Consider the following 14,570-nt stretch of genomic DNA (forward strand, 5'->3'; position numbering starts at 1 on the left):
TCCTACCTCAGCTTTTCTTTAATGAGAAATTTTCCAAAATCGATAACACTTTCAAGCGGACTCGTATCGATCAGGTCGAATGTCGCACGGATTGATTTTTCGATAAAAAGATCTGTTTTTTCAAATCCGAGAGACTCGTCATCGAGCCAGAACTTCAATGTCACCAGGAACTGTATCCACGCTCCTTCCTCCAATGCATCCTGCTGCGCCTTGCGAATACGCTCGCTTCTGATTTTCAGATAACCATCGCTGCTCTTTGAAATAAAGTCTTTGAAATGCGTTCTGAACTCTTTCAATTTCATCAGTCCGCTCAGACGGTTCCTGCTTTCCTGCAATGAAAAGATCACAAAGCTCCTGTTGGCTGTAAGTATCTCAAAGTAAGTGTAATAGTAAGTCAGCAATTTATCCCTGAACCCTAATGCATCCACTTCTCCGCTCTGGTCGATCAGCTGAACAGCGAGCTTGTGAAAGCTTACAAAAACCGTTTTCTCAACCGCATCTATCGACGAAAAGTGTTTGTAAAAATCCTTTTCAACAATCCCGTTTTGCTTGCAGAACAGGTATACCGACTCCGGTTTCCTGTTGTTCTCAAGACAGTATTGCATGAATAACTCGGTGATTCTTTCGGAGGTAATCTCCTGTGCAGCAGCCGGAAGTTCTTTTAGTCTAGTTGCCATTGTTTATTTGGATTAGCACAAAAATGTCTGAAATCAATAACGTAAACAGCGCGGTAATCGTGCCAGTTGCGCAGGGCGAATCCTGCGGAACATTAACCGAACACGTTCATCTTCAGGAACTCATTTACAAATTTCCCTTTCTGATCGTACTCTTTTGCCAGTTGCCTGAATTCACCGAGCTTTTCATACCTTTTTGCAAGAAGAGCGGGCGCGACAGTGAAAAGCTTACCCCAATGCGGCCGTACATCATAAACGGAAAGTTCCTTTTCAATAAACGGCAGTAATTTGCTAACAGCCGGCCAATCCTGTTTCCAGGTAAAATGAATCGCCACAGAATCCTGTTTGTAGCACGGACTCATCCACAGCTCATCGGCCGCAATGGTACGTATTTCGGAAGTCAACAAATGTGGGGTAATCTGCTTTCCCATTCTCGAAATAGCCAGAATAGCGTCTACCGCATTTTTTCTCGGCACAAAATACTCCGACTGCAACTCCTTGCCGCTGCTGGGCGTGAAACCCATTTTGAAGTGCGGCATGCGCTCATACCACGGACCGGCGACGCCCATTTGTTCAGTACAATTTTCAGCTGAAAGTTCAGGAATAGGATGCAGGTTTTTAGTAGCCAGCTTCCCGCCAAAAAACTCTTTATCAGCTTTGAATGCCTTATCCCCCTCCTTGTATTTGACCCAGACTTCAGTAATGTCATCGCTGGCCCAGTTGGTAAACAAGCTTACACTGTACCCACTAGCCTCTATTTGGTCGAAATTGTCCTTCAATTGGCTCAAAGGCAGGTTTTCAAAAACGTATTGCCCCATCATAAACGTAGGTTCCACATCCAGCGTAACCTGCGTTACCACACCCAGTGCGCCCAGGTTCACCACGGCCGCATTGAATTTATCACCATCTTCTTTCCGGGTCAGCCGCACAAGCTCACCATTTGCAGTAACCATTTCCAGTGCCGATACTGCGGTAGAAAGATTCCCATTCTTTTCACCCGAACCGTGCGTAGCCGTAGCGCAAGCGCCAGCTACCGATATATGTGGCAGGGACGCCAGGTTATGTAATGCAAATCCTTTCCGATGCAACACAGGGCTGAGCTGCCCGTATTTCAGCCCCGCATTGACGGTAACTGTTTTATTTTTTTCATCCAAAACAATCTGCTGCTCCGCGTCTGTCACAGAAATGAAGCGGTCTTTAGTATCCGCAATGTGATTGAAACAATGCCGCGTGCCGAGTACTTTCAGCTTCGGGTATTTGGTAACGATTTCTTTTACCTGCTGCAAATTCCGGGCTGCGTCCAGTTTGTTGGTGCTGTATTCCAGGTTACCGGCCCAGTTTTTCAATTTTTCATCTGCTGCCAGACCAGATAGCGGACGGAATAGAGGAGCTGCCATTAATGCTGACGATAGTTTAATGAATGTTCGCTTTTTCATAAGGTTAGCTGCGGGCCTGTATATGATTTTACCACAAATTAGTTGAATAATCCGAAACCGCAGCACCTCTTTTCTAATGCATTTTATCGAGTATATCTTTGAGAATCAAGACTGCCTCAGTCATTTCATTTTCATTCAGATTACCAAAACCCAGCCGCACCGCGCTCAGTTTTCCTGTTTGAAATAACAGGGTTTGCGGAAGATGCAGATTTTGTTTCAGACAAGCCTTACTAACGCGCATCAGGTTGATATCCTTGCGCCATTCTGTCCAGAAAGCAAGTCCGCCGGGTGGTGATTTGAAGGTCAGGTACTCACCCAGTTGCGCGTCGAGCTGGGTACTGAGCAGGTCGCGCCGCTGATGGTAGACCTTCTGTGCTTTTTTGATGTGTCTTTGAATTTCGCCATCATCGAGCATTTCGCCCAGTGCCTGTTCCATCATCAGGTCGCCCTGCCGGTCCATAATGCGCCGCAACTTTCCGAGCTCTGCAATCAGGTTTGCCGGCGCGACCATATAGCCCGATCGCAGTCCCGGCGCCAGCGCCTTGCAAAATGAGCCGATGTAAACTACCATTCCTGCCCTGTCGGCACTGGCCAGCGGGAGTACCGGACTACTGTTGTAATGAAAATCGTAATCGTGGTCGTCTTCCAGAATAATAAACCCGTATTTCGCCGACAGGCTCAACAACTCCATCCTCCGCTCTGCCGACAAGGTAACGGTAGTTGGGTAATGGTGGTGCGGGGTTAGGTACAGCATTCTGACCGGGGTTGTTTCGCACAATTTCCGAAGTGCTTCCACGGATATACCCTGACTGTCAACCGGAATGGAGATCATATTGGCACCTGCATTCTGAAAAATCATATTGGCCGTATAATAACTCAGATCACCCACTACTACCCTATCTCCGCGCTTGATCAGCAGTGCAGAGGCCAGATAGATCCCCATTTGAACACCCCGGGTTGTCAGGATATTTTCTGCATTGATATGTAGTCCGCGGGTATTGTTGAGATAAGCAGCCAGTTTTTCCCTGAAAAACCTATTTCCTTCTACATGGGAGTAACCGAGGTATTTCCGGCTGTTCTTTCGGCGCAAAATTCCTGAGTAAGTTTTGGCGAGTTTGTCAAGCGGCGCGAGCCGCACATCAGGCAGCCCGTCGGTAAATTCAAGCTCTACATTGGATACAGAAACCGGCCGGTCCAAAAGCATGCTTTTATCAAAAGAAAACCCGGCAGCCCGCGGGTAGCTGACAAGATCTTCCGCATTGATAAGCAACTGTTTACCTCCGGATTCCTGTAATTTGTAAGTAATATAAGTGCCTTTGTTTGGCAGCATTTCTATCCACCCCTGCGCATGGAGCTCCTGGTAGGCAGCTACCACTGTTTTTCGGTGTACATCCAGGGTCTCTGCCAATGCGCGCGTGCCGGGCAGCCGGGCTCCATTGGAGAGCAACCCGCGCTGGATTGCATTGATCATTTTATGAGCGATCTGCAGGTACACCGGAGTGCCCGAAAGGCGGTCGAGGAGGATTATGTTGTCGAAAGGTATTTCAACCGGACTATTCATGAGTTTAAAACCGGAGCATATAAACGGTCCGGCAAGGTAGTAGTTTTGTTGCTGTTGGTTGTTGGATTTTAGCTTTTAGCTGTTAGAGGTTAGCTATTGGCGGTTAGCATTTGGGTGTTGACCGTTCCTGGCTCAACCAGGCCAGTCGCTAACAGCTAATTGCTAACAGCCACCAGCCATCAGCAACTCATTTCTAAATAATAACAATTGAATAAATGAACCGACATTACTTAGTTCTTTGCCTGCTTTTTACTTTTATCACAATCCAGATTAAGGCGCAGGATGTTTCGCTGGATCCGGTTACTGTTACTTCTTCGATTGTGGAGAAGCGGGCGTCGGAAACGGGGCGGAATATTGCTGTTATCAAAGGAGAATCATTTCAAAACCTGCCTGTACATAGCATTGACGACCTGCTCAGGTATGTGCCAGGCGTGGAAATACAGGCACGGGGACCAATGGGATCGCAAAGCGACATTGTGCTGCGCGGAGGTACTTTTCAGCAGGTGCTGGTAATCCTCGACGGAATCCGCCTCAATGACCCGAATACCGGACATTTTAACAGCTATATTCCCATTTCGCCTGCGGAGATCGAGCGGGTCGAGGTTTTGAAAGGCGCTTCTTCGGCTATTTACGGTTCTGATGCCGTGGGCGGGGTTGTTCATGTAATATCAAAGACTTTTGCAGCCAGAACATTGGACGGGAATGAAGATGCGCCCGGTACGAAAACGAATGTCAACGCGCGTGTCTCGGCGGGGCAATATGGTCTGCTGAATGCAAGTGCCGGGGCATTTTACCAGGTCAACAAGCTGGCGGTGTCGGGCGGGATTTTATCCAATAATGCATCCGGCGTTCAGCAGCGGGGTACCAAAGGATTTTTCCACAACAATACTGCCTCACTTTCGCTGAATTACCGGCTTTCCGATGCGTGGAATGTAGCGGTTCGCAGCTCGTACGATCACCGCGATTTTGCTGCTCAGAACTTTTACACCGTTCTGAAATCCGATACTGCAAGCGAAAAGGTTAAAACCTCCTGGAACCAGCTGCGGCTCGCTTATCGCAAAAACAAAAGCACATTTGCATTTGACGGAGGATACAAGTTTGTGGAAGATACGTACGCATTTAACCCGCATGCAATTGCGAATAACAGCAAATCGCGGCTTTGGCAGGGACTTGCTACCTGGCAGCAAGCTTTTTCACCGGCTACCAGCCTGATCGGCGGATTGAATTATCAGAACCGGAATATCGCGTCCAATGACCGTGGGAACCACTCCATTCACCAGCTCGCGCCTTTTGTTTCATTGGTTCAAAGTTTTGGTACAAATTTCACCGTGACGCCTTCTATCCGGCTGGACTGGCGGCAGAATATTGGTACGGAAGCTGTCCCGCAAATCACTTTATCATACAAAAAAGACAGCTGGCAGCTGCGCGGAAGTGCAGGCAAAACGATCCGCGACGCCGATTTTACCGAACGTTTTAACAACTACAACAAAGCCCTCGTGACCGGTGGTAATGTAGGTAACCCTGACTTGAAAGCGGAACGTTCTTTCAGCTACGAAGTGGGTGCAGACTGGTTTTTGACGACCAACAATACCGCTCAGCTCAAACTTTCGGGTACGTTTTTTCAAAGGCTGCAAAACGACCTGATCGATTATGTAACTACCCCTTATGCGCAAATGCCGCGAAAAGACAATCTATCCCCCACTGGCAACTTTGGGCTGGCGCTGAATATTGCAGAGGTGAATACAAGCGGTTTTGAGCTGGATGTGCAGTCGGCGACCAAGTTAGGCAAAGATCAGAGCCTGCTGCTGAATGCAGGATTAACGTGGCTGGACAGCCGGAACAGCAATCAGGTACCTTCGTTTTACGTATCCTCACATGCTAAATTCCTGGCCAATTTCTCTGCTATCTATCAGCTAAAGCGGTTTTCGTTCAGTTTGAATGGATTGTACAAACAAAGGGCCGCGCGCGAAGCTTCGGCGATTGAAGCAACTATCTCAAAAAACTACTTCGTAATGAATGCCCGCGCAGAATATGCCTTTGATGGCAGGATGCTAGCCGTTTTCGCGCAGGCAGACAATGCATTTGATGCAGATTACAGCGACTTACTGGGCTCTAAAATGCCTGGCCGCTGGGTTTTGGCGGGAGTACGATTTAATCTCGTGAAGTAGGAAAATCGTTATTCAGGCGCAGTTCGTATATTCAGGAGGTTAACAATCGACTATGACTTCCGGAATACGAATTGCGCTTTCTCTTTTTATGATCCTTGCAAATGCATTTGACCAAAATCTGTTTGCTGGCAAAAACCCCGGCTCTCCTGAACCGTCTAAAATGAATGTATACTTTATCAGCGGTCTTGGTGCAGATAAGCGTGTTTTTGACAAACTGAAACTGGACGATGCTATACAGGTCAACCATATTCAATGGATCAGGCCGCAAAGGAAGGAGACGATCGCGCATTATGCCGGGCGCCTGGTCGCGCAGATGGATACGACGAAACCATTCAAGCTGGTGGGCTTGTCTTTTGGTGGCGTAATTGCCAGCGAGATTTCGCGGATCGCGCTGCCTGAACAGATTGTGCTTATTTCGAGTACACCGCTAGGTATTCCCGTTTCTGCATTCAATCGCGGGTTAATACGGTTCTTCCTGCTTTCACCATTCGCCGCTCCGATTTTGAAATCGGCCAACAAGTATACTTACAGATATTTCGGTGCAGATACGCCTGAGCTGCAAGCTTTGTTAAAGAACATTTTGCACGATACAGACAGTAAATTCCTGAAATGGGCATTGATCAAAATGAGCAGCTGGGATCGGAAAACGAGGGCTGATCATATATATCACATTCACGGCAGCGCCGACAAGCTGATCCCGATTGATCTTGTAAAACCGGATGTTGTGATCAATGGAGCGGGACATTTGATGGTTTACGCGCAGGCTGACCAGATTTCTGAAATTTTGAACAAGCAGCTTTTGTCTAAATGATCAATCCCAATTATTGATCAGGATTATCTTTCCGATGTGCCCGCTGCTTTCCATTAACTCGTGTGCCTTTGCTGCTTCGTGAAGCGGGAACGTGCGAAAGATAACCGGCTTAAATGCGCCCTTTTCGATAACTGGCCAGACTTTCTCCCGAATTTCTGCTGTTAGCTGATTTTTAAATGCAACATCGCGGTTCCGTAAGGTGCTGCCAGTAACGACCAGTCGCTTCCGCATAATGAGACTAAAATCCACCTGATCTGCTTCCGGCTTTACCTTGCCACCTTTCATGGTGTTGATAAAAACGAGCCGGCCATCCTCCCGTAGTAACCTGATATTCTTCGGAATGTAATCACCGCCAATCATATCCAGGATCACATCTACGCCTTTATCTTTCAGGATTTCTTCAAAGTCTTCTTCTTTGTAGGGAATGCAAATGTCGGCACCGAGCCTGGAACAAGCCTGGCATTTTTCCTTTGAACCAGCGGTTGTAAATACACTGGCGCCAAAAGCTTTTGCAAGCTGAATGGCGGTAATGCCAATGCCGCTGCTGCCACCGTGAACCAGCAAGTGCTCGCCAGTTTTGAGATTGCCTCTCTGGAATACATTGTGCCAAACCGTAAAGACCGTCTCGGGCAGTGAAGCGGCTTCTGCATAATCAAAACCTGCCGGTATGGGAAGACAATGCCCTGCTTGCGCTACTGCATATTCGGCATAGCCGCCGCCAGTAAGCAATGCACAAACCTTGTCGCCCCGCTTCCATTCAGTTACTTCATCCCCCGTTTCCACGATTTCGCCGGCAACTTCCAGACCGGCAATGTCCGCAGGGGCACCTGGCGGCGGCGGGTATTTACCCTGCCTTTGCATCACGTCCGGACGGTTAACACCGGCTGCGTAGACTTTAATCAATACTTCGGTAGGCCGGGGTTGCGGCGTTTCCCGCTCGCCAATCTGCAAAACTCCGGGAGCGCCGGGCTGCGTGATCACGACTACTTTCATGCTGGATTTCGATTGCTGATTAATAGATTTCCTTACCGAAAGGTGTAAAAGACAAGCTCATCAGCTTGAAATGTTGCCTTGCGAACGGAAGTCCGACAATGGTAATGGCAAGAATTATTCCAAAAATCAGGTGCGTCAAAGCAATCCAGACACCGCCGAGGACGATCCAGATAATATTGAATATGGTAGAAAGGCAACCCGTATTTCCCGGCACCTCGCGCACTTGCTGGCCAAATGGAAATAGTGTTAGAAATCCGATCTTGAAGCATTGTATTCCGAATGGGATACCTACGATGGTGAGGCACAGCAAAAAACCAGAAATCATGTATTCCAGGAAGACAATAAAGCCGCCGAAAATAAGCCAGATGATGTTTCCAATGAGGTTCATAGCCAGAAGTTTTGTTTTACGATGATTCAGGTCGCATAAAACTAACAATGCCCCGGCTTAGTGTTCCGGGTTTGTTACAGGCGGTCGGGTGCGCCAGTCACTGGAAATATCGGCTGATTGCCAGTTTCTGATTTTAAGTAAATTGAAGAATGTAGTTTCTTCAATTTCGCGCACTTTACCGGGTGGCAGGTCGCCCAGTTCCAGATCTTCGATGCTTACTCTGACCAGACGCTTGCACCTGTGGCCGGCGGTACGCACCATTTTGCGGATCTGGTGAAATTTACCTTCCTGTAATGTTATTTTCAGCCAGGTATTCGGCACATTCTCCCAGTTTTCGCTCGGGTGTTTTGAAAGGATTGCTGGTCTTTCAATAATATCAACCTCGCAGGGTGCGGTGATGTATTCCTGTCCTCCTTTTACTTCTATCCCAATCCCATTGCGGAGTAGTTGCAGCGTCTGCTCACTTACATGATGCCCAACATTGACCCAGTAAGTACGCCGGTGCGGTTCTTCTCCTGTAAACAGCAGCCTGGTGACACGTTTGTTTGTAGTAAGTATCAGCAAGCCTTCGGAATGACTGTCCAGCCGTCCTATCGCATGCGTGCCTGCCGGAAAATCAAAATCAAGGTCACCCAACAGCCCCACCGGATGTGTGCTGATAAATTGGGAAACCATATTAGCGGGCTTATTAATAATGAAATAACGGTGACGCGGTTCGGTCATTTGTGAAGTTGTTAGAATTCCCAGCTCAGGCGAGCGGGATCCTGATAGCTGTTCCAGATCGTCAGGATATAAATTTCACGATCAGTTTCTTCGTAGATAATGAAACAGTCACGTACGATTTTGATCCGTACATTTTCTTCATCTGTATGTTTGCCGATTTTCGGAAAAGCTGCTATCAGCTGAATCGCTTCTTTAAAAAGCAAATTCAGCTTTTTACTGTAACTATTTGATTTATTCCTGTCAATCCAATAAGCTAAAATTGCCTTTCTATCTTCAAGAGCTCTTTGGGACCAGATTACTTTTTTAACCATTGGTCAATCTCATTGTCCGCCTCTTCATTTGTAAGGCTTTGCCCCCCACTAATTTGCTCCCTGGCTTCTGTAATTGCCTGCCTTTGTTCATTACTGAGATTAAAAGCCTTTTCTCCTTCAACTTCGAGCGCGAGCAAACGATAGGCTTCCGCCAATAAATGGTCGTTATCAATTTCCTGAATCTTCCCTATCAACCTTTCTTTTAAATCAGTGCCCGACATCATAATTAATGATTTTAGTTATTCGAAAATAGTCAGAATATCGATGGTTACCTAGTCGAATGTTTGTATTAACACGCTGGTCGATTCACCGGTGTTGGCTTTCATAATGCGCCCGCAGCATATCTTCTCCGAAATCATTGGTAAGATCCCGCACCACGGAATGGATGTGGTTGCCGCCGTTTTGGGTATTGTCAAACTCGATCAGGAATGTAGGACCGTGGATCCGGTAATAGTGGCCGTGCCCCTGACCAATTACCGGTTCGTGATCGCCCATCCAGGCAAAATGGATCTTTTCCAGGCCTGCTTTTTCCAGTTGCGCCCATTGCTGGTTTTTGAGTGTAATATGGTAACGCAGGAGATATGCCATGATCAGGTTTTTAAAAAGCGCTTTTTGCTCCCCATTCAATTCTTCCATCGCAACCCCTTCCATTTTGTCCAGCACAGCTTTGCGGGAATTGGAAGTAAATATTTCGTTTGGCGCTTTTCCGCCCAGATCCGCTTTTTTCTGCTGGGCTTCGGTGAGACTATGCAGTAACCTGAATGCAATTTCCTGCTCATCTTTCAATATAACCTTCCCTTTCTGTGGTACATCTGCAAGCACTTTTCCCGGATTACTTCCCATAAAACTCGGCGTGTAGGTAATCTGGTTTTTGATGGATGAAAAATGAAGTGATAAATGGTGGCCTTCCACACGCCAGCCCCACGGATCGCTGCCAGGTGTTCCAAAAACCAGGAATGCATAATTTTCAGGATCCCGGTAGGTATCGTTTGCCGGGCGGGTTTCTACTACCCTCAGCACATTTTCAAGATCAATAATCTGCTCTGCCTTACTATATCCTTCCTGGCTCAGCACAACCCTGATCAGCGACATAGCTGCTTTTCGCTGAGCTGCATTCATTTGTTTGAGTGACAAACCCTTACGCGCACGTGGCGTAAAATTCCAATCGAACCGCGCCGGATCCTGATAATCAAGCTGGGCCTCTTTCCGCTGCGTGTCATCGAGGGTTTTCAGGAATGTATTTACCGCCGCCGCCATTTGCCTGGCGAGCTTTTCGTCCTGTACCGGTTTGGCTGTCAGGTCAGCAGCCTGCCAGCCCGGCAGCAGCCCGAACAGCAAAAAAGCAATCACCGTTATTCTAATTCCTAAATCTCTCATCAGCGCAGTAGTTTGAGAATGGCTATTTCCATTTGCAAAAAAGGAAAGTAACAGGCGGGATGAAACTACCACTGCAATGCAGCCAATCGCCGGAATGTTCTTTGAAGCGCGGAAAGGAATTGACTGAAACCGACTAGTTTTACTGCATTAAGAAAATCAACATGATGAATTGGGACAAACTGCTTTCCGCCAAACGCTGGGGAAGTGAAGACAAATACAATGCAAATCCGGCCGAAGCGCGGTCTGAGTTTCAACGCGATTACGACAGGCTTATTTTTTCTTCTCCTTTCAGAAGACTTCAAAATAAAACACAGGTATTCCCATTACCCGGAAGTGTTTTTGTACATAACCGGCTAACCCACAGCCTGGAAGTGGCTAGTGTGGGAAAGTCTCTCGGCCGGATATTCTACAATAAGCTCTGTTCAGCCGACGCTGACATTGACTCAAAATATCCTTTGGTTAGTGAGATAGGGAACATCGTTTCCGCCGCTTGTCTCGCACACGATCTGGGTAACCCTGCATTCGGACACTCGGGTGAAGCCGCTATCTCGCATTATTTTACACACGGTGACGGATTTAAATACAAAACCCTTGTAAGTGAGGCACAATGGGCTGATCTGATCCATTTTGAAGGAAATGCAAATGCATTCCGGATACTGACACACCCTTATGCCGGAAAAGGCTACGGAAGTTTCGCTCTGACCTACGCTACATTAGCCGCCATTGCAAAGTATCCCTGCGAAGCCATTGCAGGACATAATAAGGCCAATATTCACACCAAGAAATACGGCTTCTTCCAATCAGAGCAGGATGGCTTTCAAAAGATTGCCAATGAACTCGACCTGCATAAAGTAACCGACTCGCCGTTGGTTTATAAACGTCACCCGCTGGTTTATCTGGTGGAGGCGGCTGACGATATTTGTTACAATATCATTGACCTGGAAGATGCGCACCGCCTCAAAATCCTTTCTTATAAGGAAGTCGAAACTTTGCTGCTGGAACTTTGTAACGACCCCAAAATGCCGGCAAGGTTACAGGAGATCGACGACGACGATGCCAAGATCAGTTTGCTGAGAGCTAAATCGATCAACACGCTCATCGGGGCCTGCTCCGAACTTTTCTATGATGAACAATCCACGATTCTATCGGGCGATCTGAACTGCAGCCTGATCGACGGAATTGCGGAACCTTACCGGAGCGCGATGAAAGAAATTGAGCGCATTTCCATCAGTAAAATTTACAATTATTCATCCGTGGTTCAGATAGAAGTAGCGGGGTACAAGGTAATCGGCGGACTGCTGGAAGAATTTGTGCCAGCCTACCTGAATAATACTTCGCATTATACCCGCAAGCTGGTGGACCTGATACCCAAACAATTCATCACATCCCGCACAGATACCTATTCCCGGATCCAGACCGTGCTGGATTTTATTTCGGGGATGACGGACCTGTACGCAGTGGAACTGTTCAGGAAGATAAAAGGCATTTCGTTTCCATCTATTTCCTAGGCTAAATACCGCACTTACAATGCAATAAGCGTAATATTAATTCGAATATTAAAAGTTTTACGTAAATTGTTTTCCCGAATTATCCAGCCCTTTTAGATACGTAAACCCATGCAAATTGAACAGGTAGTTTATACCGAATCTTCCTCTCAGGTTACATTTAGTTTTAGTCCACAACTCCTATTTATATTCGGAAACCGCGAACTACTTGAGGGTAGCAGTCTGACCACAAAGCTGGCAGCCGAATATCCCGGGGCGATCTTTTCCGGATGCTCGACAGCAGGTGAAATTGCAGATGTGAATGTGAAGGACAATACCATTATAATCACGGCGATCGGCTTTGATAAAACGGGTGTAAAAAGCTCGAAGGTTTGTCTTGAAGATATCCAGTTCAGCAGCTTTGAAGCTGGCAAGCAACTGGTAGACCAGCTTCCAAAAGAAGGATTGCAGCACGTTTTTGTTGTTTCCGACGGTCTGAAAGTGAATGGTACCGATCTGGTAAAAGGTATGACGGAGCACCTTCCGGCAGATGTTACCTTAACCGGCGGTCTTGCCGGCGACGGTTCCCATTTCGTGAAGACGGTGATTGTGGAGCCTGACGGCGCTGTGGCAACACAAAGTGTAGCGGCAGTAGGATTTTACGGGGACACTCTGTCCATTGGTTTTGGTTCAAGAGGCGGCTGGGACAGTTTCGGACTGGACAGAGTAGTAACCAAATCGAAAGAAAACGTTTTGTTTGAGATCGATAACCAGCCTGCGCTGGATCTTTATAAATCATTTTTGGGAGATAAAGCCAAAGAGCTCCCGGCCTCGGGCCTGCTTTTTCCATTGAGCATGCGCGACAGCGAAGACCGCGCCCCTGTGGTACGTACCATTCTTGGCATTAATGAGGACGAAAAAAGCCTCACTTTCGCCGGTGACATTCCGGAGGGTTCATTTGTAAGGTTAATGAAGGCAAACAACGACCGCCTGATCACAGGCGCGGAAGAAGCAGCGCACGCGGCTGCCGAGGGCCTGAAAAATGATCCCGAGCTCGCAATCCTGGTGAGCTGCGTCGGAAGAAAGCTGGTATTAAAACAAATGGTGGAAGAAGAAGTGGAATGCGTTTCGGAAGTATTGTCGGCTCCGTTTATGGCTGGCTTTTACTCTTATGGCGAGCTGGCACCCTTTAACCGCAATGCTTTGTGCGAGCTCCACAATCAAACCATGACCATTACCACTTTCAGGGAACTGTAATGTCTGCTATTGAAATAACGGAAACCAATTACCACCGGCTGCTTAAACGGCAGATCCGGAAATCATTGCCTTTGGAGCTGGCCGAACACCCTGGCTTACAGGATTTCCTTTTATCAGTCCATTTGGCTTATACCGAATACCAGGACGATCTTACGAGGGTTGAACATATTCTCGAACAAAGCTCAGGCGAGCTTTTCAAGGCGAACAGGGAACTGACCCGCGTTGCGCAGGAGAAGACCGAAGAAGCTGCGCTGACCAGCAAAAGACTGGAACAGGTTGTCAGCAGCATTTCAGAGATACTCTTGCAACTTGATCGTGACGGTACCATCATCTATCTCAATAATGCATGGGAAACTGTTACCGGCTATACTGTAGCCGAAACGCTCAACCGTAACTGGATGGATTTCTTCTCCGAATCGGCTGATCAGATCAATGAAGTTCTGAATACGGAGCAGAATGCGGTGGATGCGATTATCAAAATCCACACGGCCGGTAAAAAAGAGATATGGGTCGGCGGATCGATTACGAAACAATACGCCGGCGACGAGCTCGTAGGTTACATTGGCGCACTTTCGGATGTGACCGAAAAGGTTAATTCCGAAAGGAAACTGAAATCCTACATGCGCGATCTGGAAAGGATCAATGCAGAACTTGACCAGTTTGCATACGTGGTAAGCCACGACCTGAAAGCGCCGCTCCGCGCCATCAATAACTTGTCTGAATGGATTGAAGAAGACATTAACCATTTGCTGGAAGGAGATACGCTCGACCAGTTTAAGCTGCTGCGCGGCCGCGTGCATAGAATGGAAAGTCTGATCAATGGGATCCTGTCGTATTCAAGGGCTGGCAGGATTAAAACTTCCAAGGAACGTTTTGCATTGAAAGCGCTGGTTGACGATCTGTCTGAAACTTTCAGCAGCAAAAAACCTGTACGCTTCAAACTGGACGGTGACGCAAGTCTTGAACTAGAAACAGAGAAGATTACATTGACCCAGATTTTACAGAACCTGATTTCAAATGGCGTCAAATACAACGACAAGCCGGAGATAGAGATCACGATCGGCTGGCGGGAGAAAGACACTCTGTACGAATTTTACGTAGGAGATAATGGTCCTGGCATCAGCCCCGAATTTCATGAAAGAATATTTGTGATTTTCCAGACCTTACAGGCGCGTGACGAAGTTGAGAGCACCGGTGTGGGGCTCGCAATTGTGAAGAAAATACTGGATGAAAAAGGCGGCGTGATCCGGATAGAATCTCAAATGGGTGAAGGGACCAAGTTCTTCTTTACCTGGCCGAAGAATGAATTGAAAAATACTGAAACCTCTCTCAAAAACAATCCATTTCAATAACAGCAATATTTAAATGTCACTCTCCAATCCAGTTC

General features: G+C 47.3%; 14 protein-coding genes. 5 read left to right on the forward strand and 9 right to left on the reverse strand.

The window, feature by feature from the left end; translation table 11 throughout:
- Window positions 1-2: 2 nt before the first annotated feature.
- From ASG33_RS24870 to ASG33_RS24880, 3 genes are all read right to left on the reverse strand, one after another.
- Window positions 3-677 carry a TetR family transcriptional regulator C-terminal domain-containing protein gene (locus tag ASG33_RS24870; protein ID WP_056292057.1) on the reverse strand — a complete coding sequence of 225 codons (675 nt, stop codon included), beginning with the start codon at window positions 675-677 and terminating at the stop codon, window positions 3-5.
- A gap of 92 nt (window positions 678-769) precedes the next feature.
- On the reverse strand, window positions 770-2,110 hold the full coding sequence (locus ASG33_RS24875; RefSeq protein WP_082489402.1) for a D-arabinono-1,4-lactone oxidase: 1,341 nt from the start codon (window positions 2,108-2,110) through the stop codon (window positions 770-772).
- Window positions 2,111-2,183: 73 nt separating this feature from the next.
- Window positions 2,184-3,671 (reverse strand): PLP-dependent aminotransferase family protein, encoded by a 1,488-nt coding sequence (locus ASG33_RS24880; protein WP_056292062.1) that lies wholly within the window; start codon window positions 3,669-3,671, stop codon window positions 2,184-2,186.
- A 215-nt stretch (window positions 3,672-3,886) separates the two neighbouring features.
- Between ASG33_RS24880 and ASG33_RS24885 the strand changes: the two genes are divergently transcribed.
- Complete coding sequence (locus ASG33_RS24885; RefSeq protein ID WP_056292066.1) at window positions 3,887-5,839, forward strand: TonB-dependent siderophore receptor; 1,953 nt, start codon at window positions 3,887-3,889, stop codon at window positions 5,837-5,839.
- Between the two features lie 52 nt (window positions 5,840-5,891).
- Window positions 5,892-6,650, forward strand: coding sequence for an alpha/beta fold hydrolase (locus ASG33_RS24890; protein WP_056292069.1), 759 nt, complete (start codon window positions 5,892-5,894; stop codon window positions 6,648-6,650).
- Here ASG33_RS24890 and ASG33_RS24895 read toward each other — a convergent pair whose 3' ends face one another.
- The 6 genes from ASG33_RS24895 to ASG33_RS24920 form a co-directional block, all read right to left on the reverse strand.
- Complete coding sequence (locus tag ASG33_RS24895) at window positions 6,651-7,643, reverse strand: NAD(P)H-quinone oxidoreductase (protein ID WP_056292070.1); 993 nt, start codon at window positions 7,641-7,643, stop codon at window positions 6,651-6,653.
- Window positions 7,644-7,662: 19 nt separating this feature from the next.
- Window positions 7,663-8,031, reverse strand: a complete 369-nt coding sequence (locus ASG33_RS24900) for a YccF domain-containing protein (RefSeq protein WP_056292073.1) — start codon at window positions 8,029-8,031, stop codon at window positions 7,663-7,665.
- A 57-nt stretch (window positions 8,032-8,088) separates the two neighbouring features.
- Window positions 8,089-8,754, reverse strand: coding sequence for a pseudouridine synthase (locus ASG33_RS24905; RefSeq protein ID WP_056292077.1), 666 nt, complete (start codon window positions 8,752-8,754; stop codon window positions 8,089-8,091).
- Window positions 8,755-8,765: 11 nt separating this feature from the next.
- Window positions 8,766-9,065: a type II toxin-antitoxin system RelE/ParE family toxin gene (locus ASG33_RS24910; RefSeq protein ID WP_056292080.1), complete on the reverse strand. Its 300-nt coding sequence runs from the start codon at window positions 9,063-9,065 to the stop codon at window positions 8,766-8,768.
- A complete protein-coding gene (locus tag ASG33_RS24915; protein ID WP_056292082.1) occupies window positions 9,050-9,289 on the reverse strand; it encodes a hypothetical protein in 240 nt (79 codons plus the stop codon). The genes ASG33_RS24910 and ASG33_RS24915 overlap by 16 nt, the downstream gene beginning before the upstream one ends.
- Before the next feature lie 82 nt (window positions 9,290-9,371).
- Window positions 9,372-10,442, reverse strand: coding sequence for a DUF3500 domain-containing protein (locus ASG33_RS24920; RefSeq protein WP_229238853.1), 1,071 nt, complete (start codon window positions 10,440-10,442; stop codon window positions 9,372-9,374).
- A 161-nt stretch (window positions 10,443-10,603) separates the two neighbouring features.
- Between ASG33_RS24920 and ASG33_RS24925 the strand changes: the two genes are divergently transcribed.
- The 3 genes from ASG33_RS24925 (at window position 10,604) to ASG33_RS24935 (ending at window position 14,535) form a co-directional block, all read left to right on the forward strand.
- On the forward strand, window positions 10,604-11,950 hold the full coding sequence (locus tag ASG33_RS24925; protein ID WP_056292084.1) for a deoxyguanosinetriphosphate triphosphohydrolase: 1,347 nt from the start codon (window positions 10,604-10,606) through the stop codon (window positions 11,948-11,950).
- Window positions 11,951-12,058: 108 nt separating this feature from the next.
- Entirely contained in the window at window positions 12,059-13,183 is a 1,125-nt protein-coding gene (locus ASG33_RS24930) for an FIST signal transduction protein (protein WP_056292087.1), read from the forward strand.
- Window positions 13,183-14,535 carry an ATP-binding protein gene (locus ASG33_RS24935; protein ID WP_056292089.1) on the forward strand — a complete coding sequence of 451 codons (1,353 nt, stop codon included), beginning with the start codon at window positions 13,183-13,185 and terminating at the stop codon, window positions 14,533-14,535. Before ASG33_RS24930 ends, ASG33_RS24935 begins: the two co-directional genes overlap by 1 nt.
- The last annotated feature ends 35 nt before the right edge of the window (window positions 14,536-14,570 follow it).

It is taken from the genome of Dyadobacter sp. Leaf189 (genome assembly GCF_001424405.1).
GTDB lineage: Bacteria > Bacteroidota > Bacteroidia > Cytophagales > Spirosomataceae > Dyadobacter.

Coding starts and splice junctions, on each gene's coding strand:
- ASG33_RS24895 (WP_056292070.1), bottom strand. CDS start 7,643: ATGAAAGTAGTCGTGATCACGCAGCCCGGCGCTCCCGGAGTTTTGCAG.
- ASG33_RS24875 (WP_082489402.1), bottom strand. CDS start 2,110: ATGAAAAAGCGAACATTCATTAAACTATCGTCAGCATTAATGGCAGCT.
- ASG33_RS24890 (WP_056292069.1), top strand. CDS start 5,892: ATGACTTCCGGAATACGAATTGCGCTTTCTCTTTTTATGATCCTTGCA.
- ASG33_RS24910 (WP_056292080.1), bottom strand. CDS start 9,065: ATGGTTAAAAAAGTAATCTGGTCCCAAAGAGCTCTTGAAGATAGAAAG.
- ASG33_RS24915 (WP_056292082.1), bottom strand. CDS start 9,289: ATGATGTCGGGCACTGATTTAAAAGAAAGGTTGATAGGGAAGATTCAG.
- ASG33_RS24870 (WP_056292057.1), bottom strand. CDS start 677: ATGGCAACTAGACTAAAAGAACTTCCGGCTGCTGCACAGGAGATTACC.
- ASG33_RS24925 (WP_056292084.1), top strand. CDS start 10,604: ATGATGAATTGGGACAAACTGCTTTCCGCCAAACGCTGGGGAAGTGAA.
- ASG33_RS24920 (WP_229238853.1), bottom strand. CDS start 10,442: ATGAGAGATTTAGGAATTAGAATAACGGTGATTGCTTTTTTGCTGTTC.
- ASG33_RS24900 (WP_056292073.1), bottom strand. CDS start 8,031: ATGAACCTCATTGGAAACATCATCTGGCTTATTTTCGGCGGCTTTATT.
- ASG33_RS24930 (WP_056292087.1), top strand. CDS start 12,059: ATGCAAATTGAACAGGTAGTTTATACCGAATCTTCCTCTCAGGTTACA.
- ASG33_RS24880 (WP_056292062.1), bottom strand. CDS start 3,671: ATGAATAGTCCGGTTGAAATACCTTTCGACAACATAATCCTCCTCGAC.
- ASG33_RS24935 (WP_056292089.1), top strand. CDS start 13,183: ATGTCTGCTATTGAAATAACGGAAACCAATTACCACCGGCTGCTTAAA.
- ASG33_RS24905 (WP_056292077.1), bottom strand. CDS start 8,754: ATGACCGAACCGCGTCACCGTTATTTCATTATTAATAAGCCCGCTAAT.
- ASG33_RS24885 (WP_056292066.1), top strand. CDS start 3,887: ATGAACCGACATTACTTAGTTCTTTGCCTGCTTTTTACTTTTATCACA.